The sequence below is a fragment of the Bacillus sp. 1A genome (genome assembly GCF_052682215.1).
Genome location: NZ_JBQYLZ010000001.1, coordinates 3,748,130 through 3,769,522 on the forward strand (window position 1 = coordinate 3,748,130; position 21,393 = coordinate 3,769,522).

At 35.1% G+C, this 21,393-nt stretch carries 22 protein-coding genes and 1 pseudogene; 16 read left to right on the top strand and 7 right to left on the bottom strand.

From position 1 onward, the window contains the following. Positions 1-141: 141 nt before the first annotated feature. Positions 142-906: a DUF1836 domain-containing protein gene (locus tag ACUN0F_RS19090; RefSeq protein ID WP_075307439.1), complete on the bottom strand. Its 765-nt coding sequence runs from the start codon at positions 904-906 to the stop codon at positions 142-144. A gap of 259 nt (positions 907-1,165) precedes the next feature. On the opposite strand from ACUN0F_RS19090, the gene ACUN0F_RS19095 reads away from it, so the two are divergent. Together ACUN0F_RS19095 and ACUN0F_RS19100 are read left to right on the top strand one after the other, a co-directional pair. Then, the gene (locus tag ACUN0F_RS19095; RefSeq protein ID WP_000914486.1) at positions 1,166-1,615 is read left to right on the top strand and encodes a hypothetical protein; all 450 of its coding nucleotides are present in this window, start codon (positions 1,166-1,168) and stop codon (positions 1,613-1,615) included. Further along, positions 1,603-1,911 (top strand): YxcD family protein, encoded by a 309-nt coding sequence (locus tag ACUN0F_RS19100; RefSeq protein WP_000447759.1) that lies wholly within the window; start codon positions 1,603-1,605, stop codon positions 1,909-1,911. Before ACUN0F_RS19095 ends, ACUN0F_RS19100 begins: the two co-directional genes overlap by 13 nt. A 24-nt stretch (positions 1,912-1,935) precedes the next feature. Here the strand turns inward: ACUN0F_RS19100 and ACUN0F_RS19105 are convergent, their stop codons facing one another. The 4 genes from ACUN0F_RS19105 to ACUN0F_RS19120 form a co-directional block, all read right to left on the bottom strand. After that, complete coding sequence (locus ACUN0F_RS19105) at positions 1,936-3,171, bottom strand: NAD(P)/FAD-dependent oxidoreductase (protein ID WP_264461742.1); 1,236 nt, start codon at positions 3,169-3,171, stop codon at positions 1,936-1,938. After that, positions 3,168-3,500, bottom strand: a complete 333-nt coding sequence (locus ACUN0F_RS19110) for a (2Fe-2S)-binding protein (protein ID WP_001080017.1) — start codon at positions 3,498-3,500, stop codon at positions 3,168-3,170. Before ACUN0F_RS19110 ends, ACUN0F_RS19105 begins: the two co-directional genes overlap by 4 nt. Further along, a complete protein-coding gene (locus ACUN0F_RS19115; RefSeq protein WP_000182228.1) occupies positions 3,497-3,769 on the bottom strand; it encodes a (2Fe-2S)-binding protein in 273 nt (90 codons plus the stop codon). Before ACUN0F_RS19115 ends, ACUN0F_RS19110 begins: the two co-directional genes overlap by 4 nt. A 71-nt stretch (positions 3,770-3,840) precedes the next feature. Next, positions 3,841-5,502: a sigma-54 interaction domain-containing protein gene (locus ACUN0F_RS19120; protein ID WP_445539943.1), complete on the bottom strand. Its 1,662-nt coding sequence runs from the start codon at positions 5,500-5,502 to the stop codon at positions 3,841-3,843. 181 nt (positions 5,503-5,683) lie between these two features. Here ACUN0F_RS19120 and ACUN0F_RS19125 point away from each other — a divergent pair, with 181 nt between their 5' ends. The 7 genes from ACUN0F_RS19125 (at position 5,684) to ACUN0F_RS19155 (ending at position 13,342) form a co-directional block, all read left to right on the top strand. Then, complete coding sequence (locus tag ACUN0F_RS19125; protein WP_445539944.1) at positions 5,684-6,859, top strand: NAD(P)/FAD-dependent oxidoreductase; 1,176 nt, start codon at positions 5,684-5,686, stop codon at positions 6,857-6,859. Beyond that, positions 6,856-7,893 carry a proline racemase family protein gene (locus ACUN0F_RS19130; RefSeq protein WP_064475523.1) on the top strand — a complete coding sequence of 346 codons (1,038 nt, stop codon included), beginning with the start codon at positions 6,856-6,858 and terminating at the stop codon, positions 7,891-7,893. Before ACUN0F_RS19125 ends, ACUN0F_RS19130 begins: the two co-directional genes overlap by 4 nt. Beyond that, the gene (locus ACUN0F_RS19135; protein WP_046959675.1) at positions 7,890-8,831 is read left to right on the top strand and encodes a proline racemase family protein; all 942 of its coding nucleotides are present in this window, start codon (positions 7,890-7,892) and stop codon (positions 8,829-8,831) included. The genes ACUN0F_RS19130 and ACUN0F_RS19135 overlap by 4 nt, the downstream gene beginning before the upstream one ends. A gap of 22 nt (positions 8,832-8,853) precedes the next feature. Continuing rightward, complete coding sequence (dapA, locus tag ACUN0F_RS19140; RefSeq protein WP_262746200.1) at positions 8,854-9,750, top strand: 4-hydroxy-tetrahydrodipicolinate synthase; 897 nt, start codon at positions 8,854-8,856, stop codon at positions 9,748-9,750. An 18-nt stretch (positions 9,751-9,768) separates the two neighbouring features. Next, positions 9,769-11,253 carry an aldehyde dehydrogenase family protein gene (locus ACUN0F_RS19145; protein WP_327974166.1) on the top strand — a complete coding sequence of 495 codons (1,485 nt, stop codon included), beginning with the start codon at positions 9,769-9,771 and terminating at the stop codon, positions 11,251-11,253. 130 nt (positions 11,254-11,383) lie between these two features. After that, on the top strand, positions 11,384-12,874 hold the full coding sequence (locus ACUN0F_RS19150; RefSeq protein WP_445539945.1) for an alanine/glycine:cation symporter family protein: 1,491 nt from the start codon (positions 11,384-11,386) through the stop codon (positions 12,872-12,874). 102 nt (positions 12,875-12,976) lie between these two features. Next, positions 12,977-13,342 carry a carboxymuconolactone decarboxylase family protein gene (locus ACUN0F_RS19155; RefSeq protein ID WP_000399731.1) on the top strand — a complete coding sequence of 122 codons (366 nt, stop codon included), beginning with the start codon at positions 12,977-12,979 and terminating at the stop codon, positions 13,340-13,342. A gap of 146 nt (positions 13,343-13,488) precedes the next feature. On the opposite strand, the pseudogene ACUN0F_RS19160 reads toward ACUN0F_RS19155, so the two are convergent. Further along, positions 13,489-13,784: pseudogene (locus ACUN0F_RS19160) on the bottom strand (hypothetical protein). 107 nt (positions 13,785-13,891) lie between these two features. On the opposite strand from ACUN0F_RS19160, the gene ACUN0F_RS19165 reads away from it, so the two are divergent. The 5 genes from ACUN0F_RS19165 to ACUN0F_RS19185 all read left to right on the top strand — a co-directional run bounded on the left by ACUN0F_RS19165 (position 13,892) and on the right by ACUN0F_RS19185 (position 18,920). Then, on the top strand, positions 13,892-14,395 hold the full coding sequence (locus tag ACUN0F_RS19165) for a GNAT family N-acetyltransferase (RefSeq protein ID WP_426966799.1): 504 nt from the start codon (positions 13,892-13,894) through the stop codon (positions 14,393-14,395). 255 nt (positions 14,396-14,650) lie between these two features. Then, positions 14,651-15,166: a DinB family protein gene (locus ACUN0F_RS19170; RefSeq protein WP_046954129.1), complete on the top strand. Its 516-nt coding sequence runs from the start codon at positions 14,651-14,653 to the stop codon at positions 15,164-15,166. A 247-nt stretch (positions 15,167-15,413) separates the two neighbouring features. Next, complete coding sequence (locus ACUN0F_RS19175) at positions 15,414-16,079, top strand: lytic polysaccharide monooxygenase (protein WP_046954128.1); 666 nt, start codon at positions 15,414-15,416, stop codon at positions 16,077-16,079. Positions 16,080-16,241: 162 nt separating this feature from the next. Beyond that, on the top strand, positions 16,242-17,171 hold the full coding sequence (ppaC, locus tag ACUN0F_RS19180; protein WP_327974161.1) for a manganese-dependent inorganic pyrophosphatase: 930 nt from the start codon (positions 16,242-16,244) through the stop codon (positions 17,169-17,171). Positions 17,172-17,279: 108 nt separating this feature from the next. Next, positions 17,280-18,920 (top strand): M3 family oligoendopeptidase, encoded by a 1,641-nt coding sequence (locus ACUN0F_RS19185; RefSeq protein ID WP_445539946.1) that lies wholly within the window; start codon positions 17,280-17,282, stop codon positions 18,918-18,920. Positions 18,921-18,948: 28 nt separating this feature from the next. Here ACUN0F_RS19185 and ACUN0F_RS19190 read toward each other — a convergent pair whose 3' ends face one another. Further along, positions 18,949-19,146 (bottom strand): DUF4017 family protein, encoded by a 198-nt coding sequence (locus ACUN0F_RS19190; protein WP_046954126.1) that lies wholly within the window; start codon positions 19,144-19,146, stop codon positions 18,949-18,951. 161 nt (positions 19,147-19,307) lie between these two features. On the opposite strand from ACUN0F_RS19190, the gene ACUN0F_RS19195 reads away from it, so the two are divergent. Both ACUN0F_RS19195 and ACUN0F_RS19200 read left to right on the top strand, forming a co-directional pair. After that, the gene (locus ACUN0F_RS19195) at positions 19,308-20,513 is read left to right on the top strand and encodes a peptide ABC transporter permease (RefSeq protein ID WP_264461732.1); all 1,206 of its coding nucleotides are present in this window, start codon (positions 19,308-19,310) and stop codon (positions 20,511-20,513) included. A 20-nt stretch (positions 20,514-20,533) separates the two neighbouring features. Then, positions 20,534-20,983 carry a DUF6884 domain-containing protein gene (locus ACUN0F_RS19200; protein WP_088063701.1) on the top strand — a complete coding sequence of 150 codons (450 nt, stop codon included), beginning with the start codon at positions 20,534-20,536 and terminating at the stop codon, positions 20,981-20,983. The last annotated feature ends 410 nt before the right edge of the window (positions 20,984-21,393 follow it).

The window sequence follows — 21,393 nt, forward strand, 5'->3', positions numbered from 1 at the left end:
ATTATTTTTGAATTAATAATAGGCGATTATGATTTTTCATAATTAATACCTAGAAAAACAAGCATCAACCTGTTCTAAATATGTAACAGGTTGATGCTTGTTTTCGTTATAAAAAAATAGAAGCATCTTTGCTCCTATTTTTTACGGTTTCACTTCTAAATTTTGTAAAAATAAAGTTGCTGTTACGTAACGTTTTGCTAACATTTGTACATAAGCGGTATGCACAGATAATGTGGCAATAATAATTGCATTACGAATCGCTTCACGTTGCTCGTTATTAATTTGATCGAACTTGCTTGCGATTTTATCAGCTTTTTCTTTTACGATGTTTTCAATTGTATGAACTGTATCTGTTGCATTTAGTTGTAAGCAGTTCCCTTGATTGAGTTCTTCAAATAGAGAAGAGTATGCTCCGTACAAATGAACAGGATTGATTAAGTCATCACTTCGATCGGCTGGGTCATTTACAATAAGGCGTAATAGCTTACGGATGGATTCAAAATCAAGTGCTGTTTTTAAATCTTCGACAATGAATAGTAAGGCTGCTTGTTCAATTGAATATTTTTTCCCTTTTTGAGGGGAGCCAATCATTTCTTTAATATCTCGTTTTACCCAGTTTTGCATGGCCGTTACTGAGAAACTTGTATTTTCAATCTGATTTCCAAGCGCAACTATTTCATTTAATGAAAAACCGACGTCTGTATCATCAATTTTAATCAGTTTTTCAAAAATAGGTGAAAGTGCGGTAGTAATAAAAGCAGTTACGCTTTGTCCGCTTTCAATATCTTTTTTATGTGACTTTGCCCACGCTTCTTGTAAAATACCGAGAGGCTTTTTCGTATTCCATCCTCTTAAAGATAGAAGAAGGGTAGCCATTTCGTTTCGTGTGAGATGAAATGTTTCCATCTTTTCACCTCCAAAAATAATAAAAAGTTCTTATGAACCTATAATATGTTTTGTTTCATTTAAAGTCAATTCTGTTTTGCTTAATTTTTCCTTTGTCACCAAACTGTCGTAAGTAAATAATGCTTGCATATTTCGACAAAAGTTCATATAATAAGTTCATAAGAACCTTTAAAATGTTTTTAAAAACAAATCTATCATTCTGAATTTACTAGAAAGGTAGATTTCACATATATCTATATAAAAGGAGAATGGATATAATATGTTGAAAAAACTTGTAGCAGTCATGACAGCATTCATGGTTATCTTTGGAGCTAGTAGCTTCATGTTTGTAGATCACGCAGCAGCGAAGAGTTACAAATCTGGTAAAAAATCATACACACCAAGTTCTGGTCAAAAGTCAAAAGTTGATTTGAACAAAAAAGATAGTAACGTAAATTCACAAAAAACGACAACAGATTCAAAAACAAAAGCAACAAACACAGCACCAAAAAGTAATAAAGGAAGCTTTATGAAAGGTTTATTACTAGGTGGTCTTGGTGGTTTACTAATGGGTAGCTTATTTGCAAATATGGGAGCTCTTGGTTCTGTATTAGCGTTTATGGTAAATATGTTAGTAATGGCTGGTATCGTAATGTTAGCAGTTCGTGCATTTAAATACTTCAAAGATCAACGTAAGAAAAAGGAAGATGAAGTAGCATGGAAACAATAAAAATTTCTGAACAAGAACTTATCAATGCGCTTTGTGTATATATCGCTGAAAAAAGACAAGTTGGTCCAGAAGAAGTTTTAGTTGAACTAATGTATGATGATGACTACGGTTTCTCTGCTGAAGTAGAGGTAAATGGTCGCCAGCAAATTTTAATTCAAGCGAACTTAATCGAAGCATTACGCTTATTACTTGACAGAGAATATAATGTCAATTCATTTGCAGCAAGACTACAACTTGAATTAGATGATGAAGAAGGCATTTACGCATTAGCAAAGTTTAATAACTCAGATGAGTAGAAAAAAGAGCTGTTGAGAGTAATCTCAGCAGCTCTTTTTAGTATGTGCATATGCCAGGGAATAATCACGCCAAATTTCATTCATTTTCCGTCTACCGAGATCAATCATCGGGTTAAATTGAATGGCAGCTTGTTGTCGTACGGTATGTACATGTTGGATCGCCTGTTGCAAGTGTTGTTCAACCGAATGGGATTTTGTATTTGCTTGTTTTACGATTGAATATCCAGCAACAGTTCCTTGTGCCATTGCAATTTTCCCACTTTCAATGCCAGTTATATTGCCGGCTACAAATAAACCGGGAAGAGGGGTTTCCATCGTTTCGGAATGCAGTGGAACATGGCCGCCTAATTCCGGAATGTAACGGAAAGGACAGCCAGCTACAGCAGCAAGCTCAGCAAGAGGGTATAAGCCACCGGCAATACAAACGAAGTCTGCCTCGTATATTTGTTCCGATCCAGTTATGATGTTTCCTTTCGTATCAATATTAGCAACGCGTACACCTTCAACTTGATCTGTACCGATAATTTCAAGAGCTGCTTTTCGAAGGTGAAGTGGTGTGCCATTTATTTTCATACCGTTATTTGGATAGAAGTTTAATCCAGCTTGTTTCACCCAATTATATTTCATCAATCGACTACCTATACGTAATAAAGGTGATGGAGCAAGGTGTGCAGCATGTAAGAGAGAGTTTAAAACTTCTTCTGGTTCACCAGCCTTTTGACTTAATTCACTTTTTTCAGGAAGTACGATATGTTCCACTTTAATTCCCGCTAGTTGTAATTCATTCAAAATAGCGAATGACAAAATGTTAGCGCCAATAATTACTCCTTTTCGCCCAACTTGAACGCGATGTACATTTGTCATTACTTGGGCTGCACCAATCGACATGACTCCTGGAAGTGTCCAACCAGGAAGGGGGATAGAGTACTCAGCAGCGCCAGTAGCAAGTAAAACGAACGGTGCTTCTAACGTACCGATATTCGTATGTACGAACCAAGAACTTTCATCTTTATCTAAATTATAGACGGAAATGCCGCATCGAATATTAACTGAAAGTGATTTTGCTTCTTCGTGAAGGCGTTTTGATTCTTCTATTCCATTCCACCATTCTCCAGTAGGTTCTTGATGTAATTGTCCGAGTAACCTTCCGCCAGGCTTCATAAATTCATCAATAACAAGTACATTTAGTCCAAAACGAGCACAAGAGATGGAGGCTGACAAACCTGCTGGTCCAGCTCCGATAATAATGACATCGTTCATCGCTTTTTCACCATCTCTCTCACGATATTTGGATGCTGTTTACCACTATCAACTACCATATCTTTTTCTACAACAGTTAAGCATGCTCGTACGTTCGTTTGATTGTTTACTGTCACGCGGCATTCAGAACAATGCCCGATATTACAGTAAATACCTCGCGGCGTTCCGCTATCTTCATGTACTCTTAATGTTCGTATTCCGTTTGCAAGTAAAGCCGCCGCAATGGTTTCATGTTCATAGGCTTCATATTGTTGCCCGTTAAATTGGAAAGTGATGCGCTTACTACTATTTAAACTCCCTAAAATAGGGTGATGTGTAATTCTATTCATTGATTTTCACCTACCGCTCCAAAGGTAACTGCGCGTACTGGTGGTTGATATTTTAATGGAATTTCATTAGTGTTTACATCGGGATTTGCACTTTCAATCATTCGATCTATCATCATTCTACATGTGCGGCCACCGCAAAATCCCATGCCAGCACGTGTTCTTAATTTTAATTCTCTTGCCGAGCATTTATATGCAGCAATTGTCGATTGAAGTTGTCCGTATGTAACTTCTTCACATCGACAAACAATTAAGTGATCTTTATTCGTCATATGTATTCCTCCTCTAGTTCGGTTTGCATAAATTATTATGCAAAAACTATGCCAAAATAGAGGAGGAAAGTTTATTGTAACCCAAGTTTTTTTAGGCGGTTATATAAAGTGGCCCTCGTAACACCAAGCTGTTTCGCGCATTCTAATTTATTCCCATTTAAAATGCGTAAAGCCCTCTCGATGACTTTTTTCTCATGTTCATCCATCTCTTCTTGCAAAGAGAGGATTGTATGATTGTTGCTGAGTAATAGGGAATGAGCCGTATGATTGTCTAACGTTTCAGTTGTATGAAATGGTAAATATTCTTGTTTTATAATCCCATCAGTCGCAAATACGACAAGTCTTTCAACAACGTTACGAAGCTCACGAATATTACCTGGCCAATTGTAATGAAGCAGTTCATGCATAATGCTTGAAGGTAAGTCACGAATTGGTCTGTTATAGTTGATTGAAAAATCGTTTAAGAAAGAGTAGGTTAATTCAATAATATCCTCGCGTCTTTCGCGCAGCGGTGGAATATGCAAACTAACTACATTTAAGCGATAGTATAAATCTTCTCGAAACGTGCCTTTTCTCATTTCTTCTTTTAAATCACGATTTGTAGCCGCGATAATACGGAAATCAATATGAATCTCTTTTTCTCCACCAACTCGGTAATATTTTCGTTCTTGTAGTACACGCAAAAGCTTTACTTGCATATCGAGCGGCATTTCTCCTATTTCATCTAGAAATAATGTGCCGCCTTGCGCGAGCTCTATTTTACCCTTTTTGCCTTTACTACTTGCACCAGAAAACGCACCACGTTCATACCCAAATAATTCACTTTCAAATAACGCTTCTGGAATGGCGCCGCAGTTAATTGAAATGAAAGGTGCCTTAGCTGATTCACTTGCTTCATGAATCGCTTTTGCAAATACTTCTTTTCCAACACCACTTTCGCCGAGTATTAAAACAGTTGATTTCACCGAACAAACTTTTCTAGCTAATTGAATCGTTCTTTGTATAACAGGGCTTTTTCCATTCATCGCAAGGAAAGGATCGGATTCATCTTTGTACTTTGCGACCTCTTGTTCTAAACGGTGCATTTCATGTGACATATTGAATAGTTTTTCGTTTAAAGCGACTTGATTTGTAACATCTGTTTCTGAAACGACTGCTCCTATAATTTCATCGTTACAATAAACTGGGTTTGAGTTAATTAATACGAACAAATCTGGACGAGGCTGATGGAACTGTGCGATTATGCTTTTTCCGTCATGTAATGATTGCAAAATTTCCAAATCTTTATAGTCAAAAAAGCGAGTGATAGGTTGTCCAATAATTTCAGTATGGTTGACTGAAAAAATCTTTTCGGCGCCATCTGTCCAAGTACGAACACATTCTTTATCATCGATAACTGTAACAGAAGAATCCGTTGTTTGTATTACGGTGTTATAAAAAGATTGTAGTTCATTGTAAGACTTAATAAGAAACGGAATGATTTGCTGAGCAGTTATACAGCATATAGGCTCTTTATTTTTGTTCATTACGATAACGGCCATTTCATTAGAAAACGCGTCAATTAAAGCGGTGAATGAGTCATCTTCATATATAACTGTGCAGTTATATTCTTCTGTAGTAGAAGGGCGGTAATAAAATTTTTCGTTAACTTGCTGGGTAGGTTGCATGCTGTATGTATGATCAATGGATAAAATTTTTAGAAATTCTTTTATTGTAGGAAATGAGAATGCCATATTGTCCTCCTATTATGTATAAAAATTTTGACAGTGATAAAAAAATAATACACCTATTTACGATAAATTTAAAATATTTTTACAAATAAAAATATTTTTTATAAAAAGTGTATGTAAGTAGAGTTGGCATGTCAATTGCATAAAAGAAAGTGAGGGAATAAATAGAAGGGAGGGGTGCTACGTGAGGCACTGTGACGTTTTAATAATAGGTGGTGGAATTATAGGTTGTTCTATCGCTTATTACACTTCAAAATACGGAAGAGACGTAACAATCATTGAAAAAGGGGAATTTGTCAGTGGGACGTCTTCACGGTGTGATGGGAATATTTTGGCTATTGATAAAGACCCAGGCTTTGATAGTCAAATGTCTTTAGTTAGTCAAAAATTAGTAACAGAATTAAGTGAAGAGTTAGAGCACTCATTTGAATATAGGGCGCCAGGAAGTATTCTCGTATGTGAGTCAGATGAAGAAATGGTAGCAGCACAGCAATGGGTGAATCGTCAAAAAGAAGTTGGCTTACCGTTTCGAATGCTTGATAGGCAAGATATAAGAGCGGAATCGCCATTTTTTGCGGACGATTTATTAGGCGGGTTAGAATGCGCAACGGATTCGACTGTAAATCCATATCTCCTTGCTTTTTCACTTCTTGCAGAATCGAAGAAATTTGGTACGAAAGCTTTTAATCATACGGAAGTAAAAGAAATGAAAAGAGATATAGACGGTTCCTTTATTGTAGAAACGACTAACGGGACGTTTACCGCGAAGCAAGTGGTGAACGCAGCTGGTGTGTGGGCTCCGAAAATCGGAGAAATGTTGGATGTAAATGTCCCGATTGAACCGAGAAAAGGGCATATTATTGTAGCTTCAAGGCAACAACACGTTGGTTGCCGTAAAGTAATGGAATTTGGTTATTTAATTTCTAAATTTGGCGGAAAACGAAAAGTGGATGCTTTAACTGAAAAATATGGGGTAGCTCTTGTGTTTGAGCCGACAGAAAGCCAAAATTTTTTAATTGGTAGTAGTAGAGAGTTTGTAGGCTTTCATACGAAGATAAACAACGAGGTTATTAAATGTATTGCAAACAGAGCAATTCGTTTTTATCCGAAAATGGCGGATATGATGGTGATTCGTTCATATGCGGGATTACGCCCGTGGACAGAAGATCATTTGCCAATCATTTCACGCGTGGAACATATCCCGAACTACTTTATCGCAGCGGGGCATGAAGGGGATGGCATTAGCCTTGCAGCGGTTACTGGAAAAGTAATTGAAGAGTTATTAAATGAAAAAGAAACAATCATTCCTATTGAACCACTTCGTTTGAGTCGTTTTACAGAAAGGGTGTTAAACGGATGAGGTCACAAAGAGTCTTTACGACGATTGATACACATACGGGCGGGAATCCGACGAGGACATTGATAAGCGGACTTCCAAAGTTAATTGGAGAGACGATGGCAGAGAAGATGTTACATATGAAAAAGGAGTATGACTGGATTCGCAAATTGTTAATGAATGAACCGCGTGGTCATGATGTAATGTCAGGAGCACTATTAACAGATCCATGTCATCCTGAAGCAGATATTGGTGTTATATACATAGAGACAGGTGGATATTTACCGATGTGTGGTCACGATACAATTGGTGTATGTACAGCTTTAATTGAATCAGGTTTAATTCCTGTAGTTGAACCGATTACTTCGTTAAAGTTAGATACGCCAGCCGGCTTAGTTGAAGTGGATATCTTTGTTCAAGATGGAAAAGCGAAAGAAGTCTCTTTCTGTAACATACCAGCTTTTTTATTGAAACATATTACTGTACAAGTTGAAGGGATTGGAACTGTAGAAGCAGATATTGCGTATGGAGGGAATTTTTATGCCATTATCGATGCGAAGTCAGTAGGTTTAGAGTTAGTACCGGAAAATGCATCTACAATTATCGATAAGGCAATTCATATTAGAAATATCATTAATGAGGAATTTGAAATCATTCATCCGCAGTATTCGTTTATTAGAGGGTTAACCCATATTGAATTTTATACAGATCCTACTCATGAAAGTGCTCATGTGAAAAATACAGTTGTCGTTCCGCCAGGAGGAATTGATCGTTCTCCATGTGGTACAGGAACATCAGCGAAGTTAGCTGTATTATACGCAAATCAAAAAATTGAAGTGGATGAAGAGTTTATTCATGAGAGTATCGTTGGCTCTTTATTTAAAGGGTGCGTCATAAATACAACATCTGTAGAAAATATTGAAGCTGTCGTAACGAAAATTACAGGTTCAGCTTGGCTTATGGGGATGCATAGATTTTTTTATAATGAAAAGGACCCACTGAAAGAAGGCTTTTTGCTAATTCCGCCGATGGAACATGAAACGGAGGATGTAAAATGAACATTCAAAAAATGTATACAGCAGTAGACGTACATGTAAATGGTGAAGCATTTCGTGTAATGAAAGATGTACCATGCAAATACTACTACAGTTTAGAGCAATTAAACGAACAATTTTCGGGTGAATTAGCAGAAGAAATGCAGCTTTTATTAAACGAGCCACGTGGTTTTATCGGATTAAATGGGTGTATTGTCGTCCCTTCTATTCATACGGAAGTCGATGCAGCTGTATTATTTTTTAATCATGAAGGATCCATTCCGCTTCATTATGGAGGCATTGTCGCAGTCATAACGATGTTACTAGAAAGCGGGTATTTAAAAAAGAGAGAGACGAACCAATACAAAATCGAAACGCTATCTGGTATATTTTCAGTCCATGCGTATGTTGAGAATGATGAAGTTGTTTCTGTTTCATTTGAAAGTAAACTATGTTATATGATTGAGAAAAATTTACAGGTTGATAATATAAGTTACTCTCTCATTCAAGCAGATAAAGTATATGCAGTTGTAGAAAAAGATACGTATTCACCAGACATTCGTATTGAAAACATTTCTGAATTGAAAAAATGGGGAGAAGCTACACTACAAGCTATACAAAAACAGTCGTTAATAAAAAGGCTTATTTTAGTAGATTCTTCGCAGAAAGATAAGAACCATATAAAGTCGATTACATTTCATGAAGATAACTTTATCGTACGTTCGCCAGGTTTTGTTTCTACTATTGTATCTTATGTTCATGCGTTATTTAAAAATGATTATATGGCGGATAAACCTTTTATAAATGAAAGTATATTTAATAGCTTTATAACAGTTGAACAAGTGAAGAAGGAAGAAAAAGGTTACATTTTCCGTTTTGAAAGTAGAGGATTTATTACAGGGATGCAGACGTTTCTATTAGACTCTACAGATCCGTTTCCGACAGGATTTTTATTAAAATAAAATAGTAAAGGGAGAGATAAATATGAAAAACATTAAAGGGGCATTTCCAGTATTAATCACACCAATGGATGAGTTTCAAGAAATTAATTGGAACGGTGTAAAACAAAACGTAAACTATTTTATCGATCAAAAGGTAGCTGGCATTATTATTAATGGAAGCACAGGTGAGTTTGTTAGTTTATCAAAAGAAGAACGATTTAAAATGGTAGAAACAGTATTAAAAGAAGTTGATGGCCGTATTCCAGTTATTGTAGGAACTGCAGCAGAAACGACGAAAGAAACGATTGAATATACGAAATATGCAGAAGCACACGGAGCGGATTGCGCATTAATTATTAACTCGTACTATTGTAAGCCGAAAGAAGAGGAAATTTATTTTCATTTTAAAGAAATCTCAAATGCTGTAAATATACCAATTATGTTATACAATAATCCGTTTACATCTGGTGTTGATATGAGTACAGAGCTCATGCTACGTATTGGAAAAGAATGTGAAAATGTTACACATATTAAAGAATCTAGCGGAGATATTCGTAAAGCAAGAGATTTAGTACGACAAAGCGAAGGTGCTTTTCAAGTCTTCTGTGGATCTGAAGATTTAGTTATGGAGTCTTATTTAGTAGGTGCAACGGGATGGGTTTCAGTAGCAGGAAATATCGTACCGGGACTTGTTACGAAAATGTATGAGCATTTCCAGAATGGTGAATTAGAAAAAGCTTGGGAAATAAACGATGCTATTTTACCTCTTTGCGAGTTTCTTGAAGGATCAGGAAAATATGTACAAATCGTTAAACGCTCAATGGAATTATACGGGCAAGCTGGGGGACCTTCTCGTTATCCGAGGCTCGGATTAACTGAAGAAGAAAATCAAAAACTTCAAACGATTATTTCAAAAATTGCAGCTCATGCAGCTGTTTAAATAAGGAGGAGATTATATATGTTAACGACAAACATTGAGCTGAGACCAAAAGTGAAAGCGTTTTTAAATGAAGAAATTAAAATGTTTATTAATGGAGAATTTGTTCCTTCCATTAGCGGAAAGACGTTTGAGACATACAATCCAGCAACAGAAGATGTTCTAGCTGTCGTATGCGAAGCACAAGAAGAGGATATTGATGTAGCAGTAAAAGCTGCAAGATTTGCATTTGAATCAGGACCTTGGGCAGAAATGACTACTGCTGAAAGGGCGCACCTTATTTATAAATTAGCAGATTTAATTGAAGAGCATGGAGAAGAATTAGCGCAGTTAGAAGCTTTAGATAATGGGAAACCATATCAAGTAGCACTGGATGATGATATTGCAGCGACTGTAGAAAATTATCGCTATTATGCAGGATGGGCTACAAAAATTATCGGGCAAACAATTCCGATTTCAAAAGATTACTTAAATTACACACGCCATGAACCTGTTGGCGTTGTAGGTCAAATTATTCCTTGGAATTTTCCACTCGTTATGTCTTCTTGGAAAATGGGAGCTGCACTAGCAACAGGTTGTACAATCGTATTAAAACCAGCAGAGCAAACGCCTTTATCGTTATTATATACAGCGAAGCTCTTTAAAGAAGCAGGTTTTCCAAACGGTGTTGTAAACTTTGTTCCAGGTTTTGGCCCTGAAGCAGGAGCTGCAATCGTAAACCATCATGATATAGATAAGGTAGCCTTCACAGGTTCAACGGTTACGGGAAAATATATTATGCGTCAATCTGCAGAAACAATTAAACATGTAACGTTAGAACTTGGTGGTAAATCACCAAATATCATTTTAGAAGACGCTGATTTAGAAGAAGCGATTAACGGTGCATTCCAAGGTATTATGTATAATCACGGCCAAAATTGCAGTGCCGGATCTCGCGTGTTCGTTCATCGAAAACATTACGAAACAGTCGTAAATGAACTAGTAAAAATGGCGAATAACGTGAAACTTGGAGCGGGTATGGAGAAGGAAACGGAAATGGGTCCGCTCGTATCTAAAAAGCAACAAGAGCGTGTACTACATTACATTGAACAAGGAAAAGCTGAAGGCGCTACTGTTGCTGCTGGTGGTGAACGTGCATTTGAAAAAGGTTATTTTGTACAGCCAACAGTATTCACAAATGTTACTGATGATATGACAATTGTGAAAGAAGAAATTTTTGGTCCAGTTGTCGTTGTACTTCCGTTTGATTCAACAGAAGAGGTAATTGAAAGAGCGAATCGCTCTTCATACGGACTCGCTGCAGGTGTATGGACACAAAATATTAAAACAGGACATCAAGTTGCCAATAAATTAAAGGCAGGAACAGTATGGATTAATGATTATAACTTAGAAAATGCAGCTGCACCATTTGGTGGGTTTAAACAATCTGGTATTGGTCGTGAGTTAGGTTCATATGCGCTTGATAATTACACAGAAGTGAAAAGTGTTTGGGTCAATATAAAGTAATAGAGAATCTAACTGTTAATAAATAGAGGGATGAAATAATGAGAGATACGGACAACTATAAGGTTTAATAATAGTTGTCCGTTTTCTTATATATAAAATAGTTTTCAAAAGAATGTTAAGGGGGATTTGGATGGAGCAAGTAGTAGAGTGGTTAGTAGGGCAAGTATGGAGTATTGGCTTAGTTGTTTTTGCATTAGGAGCAGGTGTGTATTTTACAATTGCAACTCGTTTTCTACAAATTCGTTATTTTAAAGAGATGATTAAATTATTATTTGAAGGGAAGAGCTCGGAGACGGGAATTTCATCCTTTCAAGCATTTTGTTTAGCCTTATCAGGTAGGGTTGGAATAGGTAATATCGCAGGAGTCGCGACAGCAATCGCTTTTGGCGGACCAGGAGCTGTGTTTTGGATGTGGGTAATGGCTCTTTTAGGAGCAGCGAGTGCATTTGTTGAATCAACATTATCTCAAGTGTATAAAAGTAAAGTTGGGAATGAATACCGAGGTGGTACACCATATTTCATTGAAAAAGGCCTGAAAATGAAATGGTTTGCAGTCATTGTAGCGGTTGTTGTAACACTTTCATATGGCGTTTTATTACCAGGTATTCAATCTAGTAGCATCGCAGTTGGATTTGAAAACTCTAATGGCATTAGCAAATATATAACTGGAATATTATTAGTTATATTATTAGCATCAATCATTTTTGGTGGCGTAAAGAGAATTGCGGGCGTTTCGCAAATGCTTGTTCCATTTATGGCAATAGGTTATGTAATTGTTACATGTATCGTATTAATTGCGAATGTAACAGAAATTCCAAGTATGTTCGCTTTAATTTTCTCTAGTGCTTTTGGTGTAAATGAAATGTTTGGCGGAATCGTCGGTGCAGCAATTGCATGGGGAGTAAAGCGTGCTGTATTTTCAAATGTTGCTGGTGTTGGAGAAGCGACGTATAGCTCCGCTGCTGCTGAAGTATCCCATCCTGCAAAACAAGGGTTAGTTCAAGCGTTTTCTGTATATATCGATACAATTGTTGTATGTACAGCGACAGCTCTTATGATTTTAATAACAAGTATGTATAACGTTATACCTGAAGGGAAAAGCGCTATAGTAAAAAATATAGGGAATGTTGATGCAGGTCCAATCTATACACAACAAGCAGTTGAAACTGTTATGACAGGATTTGGTCCATTATTCATTTCAATCGCAATCTTCTTTTTCGCATTTACAACTTTACTCGCATACTACTATATCGCTGAAACAACACTTACTTATTTAGATCGTGAGCTTAAACATAGCTGGTTAAAACCAGTTTTAAAAATTGGATTTTTAATTATGGTTTACATCGGTAGCGTAGAATCAGCGTCGCTTTTATGGAATCTTGGAGATTTAGGAATTGGTAGCATGGCATGGTTAAACTTAATTGCGATTCTACTATTAAGTAAAATCGCATTAAAAGTGTTAAAAGATTATGAAGCACAGAAAAAGGAAGGGAAAGATCCAGTATTTGATCCTAAAAATGTGGGAATTGAAGGTTTAACGTTTTGGGACGAAAGAAGTAAAGAAGTTGAAAGAAAAAACTTTAAAGAAAAAGCGGTAGTGGATGATAGTCTGAAATTGTAGTTTTAATAGACTGAATATTCATTCTATTAAACGGGGTATATTGCCTTCTTTTCATCACATACTACAATAGGTACACATAATTGGAATGGAGGTAATAATAAAATGGAACACGAACAACATAGTTCAGTAAATGACGTTCTACATCATTATAAAGAAGGAATTGGTAGTTTTACAAACCAAATTCCTGAAATTGCTGAAACATATAATGCATTCACGCAAGCTTGTTTTCAAGAGGGTTCTTTAACGAAAAGAGAAAAACAACTTATTGCATTAGGAATTAGTCTAGCAACGCAAGATGAATATTGTACCGTTTATCATACAAAAGGTTGTCTTGATCAAGGGTGTTCAGATAAAGAAATTTTGGAAGCATGTGGTGTATCAGCGGCATTTGCTGGCGGAGCTGCAATGAGTCAAGCAGTAACATTAGTACAAGAGTGTTTAAGTGAACTGAAAAATCAAAAGCATTGAATATAAAAGAACGTTTTAAACTTTATGTTTAAAACGTTCTTTTACGTGAGATTAAATTTGAGTATAAAAATTATTTGGTATGTGATGTATTAAAGTAAGAATTTTAAATTTAGTGGGAATGAGAAATAACAACTATTTATTTAGTATTAAGATTTTCTAAAAAGTTTCAATTGTTTCATATAATCAATAGCTTTTGTTTTGTTCTTTTGTTTACATACATATTCGAATTCATTCTTATCTCGATAGTAACTATTTATTATTTCTTCTGTAAGAAATTCATCGGAAATAGCTTTTTTATTGCGCAATGTGGTTCATTTGTATGAGTGCAGTTAGAAAATTTACAGCTCATAGATATCTCTTCGATATCTTCATAGCCAAGATCAAAGTTGTCCTCATATTTTATTAAGTCAAAACCTGTTTTACTAATTGTTAATCCCTCCACTTTCCATACATTCTATAAGTATGTTTTATCTAAATATATATTTCATTTTAGGATTTCGTTATTCCTTCTTTAAAAATTGGTACAATGAAACAAAAGGGGGATTAGTAATGCAAAATTTAGTCATTGAAGAGATTAAGCAAATAAAAGATGACGTGGAGGAGCTTTCGAATCTTTTGAAAACGGTTGTAGATGATGGGGCATCAATTGGTTTTTTACCTCCACTGGAACAAAAAGAATCGGTAAAGTATTGGGAAACAGTCTTAGCACCAGAAGTGATTTTATATGTCGCTAAAATAAATAATGAAGTGGCAGGGAGTATTCAATTACATTTAGTTACAAAGCCTAATGGGATTCATAGAGCTGAAATTTGTAAGTTAATGACTCATCCAAACTTCAGACGTAATGGCATTGGACGTTTGCTTATGCAAAAAGCAGAGGAAAGAGCAAAGCAAGAAAATAGGTCTCTTATAGTGCTAGATACGAGAGAAGGAGACCCTTCTAATAGATTGTATAAATCATTAGACTATAAAGAAGTTGGAAAAATACCAGAATACGCAATATCTCCAAATGGTAATTTAGATGCAACGGTTATTTATTATAAAATGATTTAGTATTTTTATTTAAAAAGAGGGATATTTTCAAATGACAAATTTGTTATTAGGTCTGAGTATTGATTTGTAAAAAGATTGATAAACTCCTGTATAATAGGGGGTTTCTCTTCATTCATTAACTTCATATTGAATGTTCAATTTGAGGGCCAATTTGTATAAGGTTTTAACAGTTGTATAAGAGGTATTACTTAAATAGGAATTTTGAAGTCTTTTGGTGAATATTAAATGTTAATCTAAAAGATGGAGGTTGCTGTGATGTTGAAACTGTTTCAATATAACTGGCAAGTTCGTGATGATTGGTTTACGTGGTGCGAAGACATGTCGGCCGAAGAACTCGTAAAGAAACGGGTCGGTGGGTTCGGCAGTATACTACATACTCTATTTCACATTGTAGATGTGGAATATATGTGGATCTTAGGGTTGCGTGGTGAATCAGTGCCTGAGGAGCCATTGTTTGAAGAGTATGCCAGCTTACAAAAAGTGAAAAATCTTTCAGCTCAATACCACGGGAAAGTGAAGCCATTTGTGACCTCTTGGACAAATGAAATGGATTCTCGGAAACTTTCAAAAGCTGACTTCAATGAAGAGCCGATTAGCTCAAGAGACGCACCAATTAGGCGCCGAGTCATTGAATGTACACACGGAGAGTTAATACGTCATGTCATTGTCCACGAAATCCACCATATCGGCCAGTTATCTATATGGGCACGTGAAATCGGAAAGGAGCCAGTTTCCGCAAATCTGAGAGGGAGAGGGCTATTTGATAACTAGACTAACTTTGCCAATTTCGTAATTTATTTATAAACGAATAGTTTAATTGAGTATATTTAACACCGTCTATATTTCTCTAGCGGTGTTATTTGAATGTATCAATAAAATTTATTTAATGTACTAAATGGATTTGAGAAAGTTTTTAGAGGGTTCTTTTAGGTATGTTCTTCGACTTATAATGGATGTAGAGAAGATGACTAGCCGACTATAGTTATTTTCGCTTTATTATGGGAAAGGGGATGATGGGATGAGAACGAAAGGTTTACAGAAGGTGAAGAAAGTTATATTAAGTGGTGGTATATTACTTACGGGATTGTTAACTTTCGGTTTTTCAGAAAAAGCTTCAGCTCATGGATATGTAGAATCACCAGCGAGCCGTTCTTATTTATGTAAGCAAGGGGTAAATGTAAATTGCGGACCGATTCAATATGAACCACAAAGTGTAGAAGGAATAGGGGGTTTTCCGCAATTAGGACCTTCTGATGGACAAATCGCAGGAGCTGGCCATTTTCCTGCTTTAGACGTTCAAACAGTTGATAGGTGGAAGAAAGTTACGTTAAACGGCGGGACGAATACATTCAAGTGGAAACTAACTGCACCACATAGTACGAAAGAATGGAAATACTACATTACAAAGAAGGATTGGAATCCAAATATGCCTTTAACAAGGTCTAGTTTAGATTTAGTGCCGTTCTATGTGAAAAATGATGGCGGAGTTAGACCGGGGACAACAGTAACGCATGAAGCGAATATACCAACTGACCGTAGTGGCTACCATCTTATTTTAGCTGTTTGGGAGATTGCGGACACTGGAAATGCATTTTATCAAGTTATTGATGTGAACCTTGTGAATAATGGTTTAAATTCCAATTTTGCTTTTAACAATGTAGTGCAAGTGCCTACACTATTTTAAATTAAATATACACTTTGATCATCTAATTCATTTTAGATGATCTTTTTTTACGAAAAAAGATGAAAAATATAGAAGAAAGTACAATTATTTATAAAAAATTCGGCTTTAAATATTGTCATATTTGCTTCTTTAAGATATCCTTTTCATGAAGAGGTGGAAAACATGGAAAAAGTACTAGTTTTCGGGCATAAAAACCCAGATACAGATGCAATTTGTTCTGCAATTGCTTATGCAGAATTGAAAAAAGAATTAGGAATGAATGCTGAGCCTGTACGTTTAGGCGAAATCAGCGGTGAAACTCAATTTGCGTTAGACCATTTTAAAGTAGAAGGACCGCGTTTTGTTGAGACAGTTGCAAGCGAAGTGGACAACGTTATTTTAGTTGATCATAACGAGCGTCAACAAAGTGCTAACGATATCGAATCTGTTCGTGTGTTAGAAGTTATTGACCATCACCGTATTGCTAACTTTGAAACAAGCGATCCTATTTACTACCGTTGTGAGCCAGTTGGTTGTACAGCTACAATCTTAAACAAAATGTACAAAGAAAATGGCGTTACAATTCGTAAAGAAGTTGCAGGTTTAATGTTATCTGCAATCATTTCAGATTCTTTACTATTCAAATCTCCAACTTGCACAGAGCAAGACGTAGCAGCAGCTCGTGAATTAGCGGGAATCGCTGGTGTAGATGCTGATAGCTACGGCTTAGAAATGTTAAAAGCTGGTGCTGACTTAAGCGGAAAAACAATGGAGCAATTAATCTCTCTTGACGCTAAAGAATTCCAAATGGGTAATGCGAAAGTTGAAATCGCACAAGTAAACGCTGTTGATACAAACGACGTTCTTGTACACCAAGCGGAACTTGAAAAAGTTATCTCTGCAGTAGTAGAAGAAAAAGGTTTAGACCTATTCTTATTCGTTGTAACTGACATCTTAACTAACGATTCTGTCGGTCTTGCGATCGGTAAAGCAGCAAACGTTGTTGAGAAAGCATACAACGTATCTCTAGAAAACAACACTGCTACATTAAAAGGTGTTGTATCTCGTAAAAAACAAATCGTACCAGTATTAACAGAAGCATTCCAAGCTTAATTTTATTGAGTACAGATAAACAGCAAGGACAAGTAGTCAGATTGACTACTTGTCCTTTTCTATCTATAAAAAACAGAAAATTAAAATTTTTAAAAAGGAGGATTGTGTATGCTTAATGATTTGGAGAGTAAATTACAGTCACTTTTAGAGCGAAATATTACTTCTGTTTCAGAATTAGAGAGTTGGCTTTTGGATGAACTGCGTGTAACCGCTGAAATAGAAGAGGAGATAACAAGTAGTTTAATTGCCACGTATAGAGATACAAATGACAGAAATAAACGTAATTTACATATGTATAATCAAAATACAATTCAACCACTTTTAAAAAGATACAATGCGAAATTTGACCAGAAATTTAGAGAGTCTCCGTTTTCCGACTTATTAAATGAGCAGAAATACGGTTTTATGAAAAAAGCAAGATTGGTAAAAAGTAAAATGTTTAATGACAAGAACATTGCTCTTTCCATTAAAGAGCAAAAGCTTATTACGAAATATAGAGAAATAATGTCTAACATATCTATTAATTGGGAAGGAGAGCAAAAGACGTATGCATACGTAAAAGCAAAACTAGATAACCCCAATAGAGCTATTCGCGAAAAAGCTTGGTACACTTTATGTGAAGCAAGAAGTATAGTGAAAATAGAAATAGATTGTATTATGAATGAACTCATACAATTGCGGAATGAGATAGCTTTACATGCAGGATTTAATAATTATAGTGAGTATGCTTTTAAACAAAAAAATAGAGATTATAGTATTGAAGAGTGTTATAAGCTTCATGAATCTATAGAAAAATATGTTGTACCAATATGGGAACAGTTGGGGGTTCTTTCTAAAAAGAATCTTGGTGTAAAAAAATATCGCCCTTGGGACCTTACTCCATGTAAATTACCAAAAGCTCCATTCCAAAATGCTATTGATTTATTGAATGGGGTGGAAGAAATATTTCGGAAGACAGATTTATATTTTTATGAGAAATTTATTCATATACGAAAAACGGGATTAATTGACGTAGAAGAACGTGAAAATAAAGCACCGGGAGCTGCTTGTTTTACCTTTCCTCATAGTAAAGAGGTTTTTGTGTATTCTAATTTTAGTCCATCATTTTATGCAATTAATGCACTCATACACGAATTGGGGCATGCATTTCATTTTTATAAACAATTTAACAATGATAGTAGCATGCAAGAAAGGTATCTTCGTGAAGAGGTGGCTGAGCTTTATTCCCTCAGTCTTGAGTTACTGATAATGGATAAGCTTACTATTTTTTATAAGAAAAAGGATGAATATAAAGAAGTACAGCGAGTACAATTATATCGTGCTTTGTCTTTGTTAATGTCGTCAGTTGCAGGAGATGTATTTCAGCACTGGATCTATGAAAATCCAAACCATACACCAGAAGAACGTGATAAGAAATACGCTGAACTATGTAAAAGGTATCAATATTCATCAGTCAATATTGCAGGATTAGAAGATGAAATCGGTGCAAGCTGGTTAGAGTCATTTCATTATGTTCAGTTTCCTTTCTATAAAATTGAATACGCAATTGCGCAAATAGGAGCAATGCAATTGTTTCGAATTTATCGAGAGGATCCAAAAAAAGCGATTGCTTTCTTTAAAGAGGGAGCGAATGCAGATTGGAATTTACCTATACAAGAAATATATGAAAAAACAGGTGTTATGTTTGATTTTTCGGAAGAAAGGATAGAAAGTACTGCAATGGTTATTTTGGATTTACTTAGCGAATAAACAGTTATAAGGATAGCGTTCGCTATCCTTATAACTGTTTATTCGTAGACTTTTTCTTGTTTATATAAAATGTAATAATAGCTGCAATGATGAAAATAGGTATGGCATACGCTTGCCCAACAAACAACTTCCAGCCAATATGATTATAACCTTCAGATGCTGGAGCAATCATAGCGATTATGCAAACGATAATATAGAGTACTAGTGCAGGGATTATATTTTTCATTTGTTCACCTCCTTTTCATCAAATTATCACATGTATATTTGTATAATACATTATAAATTGAGATAAGATATAGGTTTATCTAATATTTATGTAAATAAAAGGGTTGTTTTTAAGTGGAATAGAATAGGTGTATGTAGAATGATATAGGGGTGTTATATATAATGAACAATATATTAAATCGAATAAAGAAAGATGTAAATATAGAATTATTGAATGGGCTATGGCCTGGTTTTAAGAGGGCTGCATTTGCATTATATAATGATGAGCATGTGTATGTATTTCATCATCCATTATTTTTGAAAGATGATGGTGAGTATGCCATTTTAAAGAGGGATGACCAATTTAAAGGTGATACACTTATTCTATTCAAAGATTACCCAACTGCAATCGTGAATATGAATAGATATAAAGACTATGAAAGTTTACTTGCGATTGTGGTGCATGAACTTTTTCATTGCTATCAATATTTGAATAAAGAAAGTAGATTTCCAAATGAATCTCTAGGATTTCAATATCCTATAATAGAAGAAAATATAGAATTGCGAAATAATGAACGAATGTGTTTATATGATGCGGTGCATTGTAAGTCACAAGCTGAGAAATATAATTATATCAAGCAATTTATTGAACTAAGAGAGCAAAGGACTAGTTTTATGAAAGAAGAGTTTATAACATATGAGTGTATGGTTGAAAGTATAGAGGGGCCTGCTTGGTATGTAGAAATGAACGCTTACAATGCAATATGTGAAAAGGATGAAAGCGAAACATTACGAAAATATAGCGGATTTATTTTAGATGCATATGAAGCTAATGATAACATTAGGAAGAGCTGCTATAGCTCAGGAATGCTTTTATGTTTATTATTAGATGAAATCCTCCCTGAATGGAAAAAGAGCTTCTTTTATAGTGATAAATCGTTATATTCTTTTTTAAAACAAAATATAAATGTGGATTTGAGTTTTAATAATGAAATTGCAATAAGTAAAGAAACGAAGCAAATCCTTCATTTTGTTCAAAATGAAAGAGACAAGGATTTTAAACAATTCTATAAAGAAAAAGGGTATCATCTGTATATTGTAGGTAATATGAAATTAAACATGTTTAATCCAATGAATGTAAATTTAAACGGAAATAAAGCATTACATAAAACCTTTTTAAGCGTGAGTATACATAATAAAACATATATGATAAATCAACCTGTTTTAGCATCTTTTGAAGAAGATTTTAAAAATATGACACAAGTTCATATTATAATGAATGAAAAACCGATAGAAACAAATAATGGATGGAACGTAGTGGGTATTGGTGATATAGAAGCTGAATATGAAGAAGAAGAGAATTCTATATTTTTATATTTAAAAAGTTAGAAGTGAGGTAAGAAATAAAGATGAAAAGGTTATGTATAATTCCATGCGGAAAAAAGAAAATTTGGGATAAGTATCCAGATTACGGACCGATGGAGGCAAAGGATGTATATATTAGCCCGTTCGGAAAAGCATGTCAGGCGTATGCAACTATGTTTTTCGAGAATTGGGTTATCTTATCGGCGAAGCATGGATTTTTAAGACCAAATGATATTGTATTAGAAAACTATGATCTTGCTTTCGATTCAAAGAGCGATGAAATTATTAGTATGGAGCAATTAAAACAACAGATGATTGAAAAAGACTTGCTTCAGTTTGATGAAATAGTTTTACTTGCAGGGAAGAAGCATAAGAAAGTAGTGACACAACTGTATCCAGAAGAAATTATTACGTATCCGTTAGAAGGATGTAAAGGGATTGGATATATGTTGCAGAGGTTGAAAGGGGCTGTTGGGGAAGGGAAGGAACTATAAGAAAGGTAATATATCGAGCTTTTGTGTAAGCTTTACCGTTCCAATAATTTTGATTAATATAACAAATGTTTTATAATGTTTATTTTTAAAAATAGATAACTATAATTAAAGCATGAAAATGGTTTTTAAAAGTAACTTATTTACTTTTGTTTGCATTGGTATATTGATAAGTTATTAATTGCTTTTAATAACTTATCAATATTAGAATACATATTCTTAACAACGAGCACCCTTGCTTTTGTTTCATTTTTAGCGAGCTTAGCAGTTACAGATTATTGTGACAGAGAAGAAAGAAAATACACATGAATGTAAAGCCTAAATATTGGGCTTTACATTCATGTGTATTTCTTTTGAATATGTAAGGGGAATTATTAAGGGTACTAAAATAATTTTTATAATACGTAGAATAT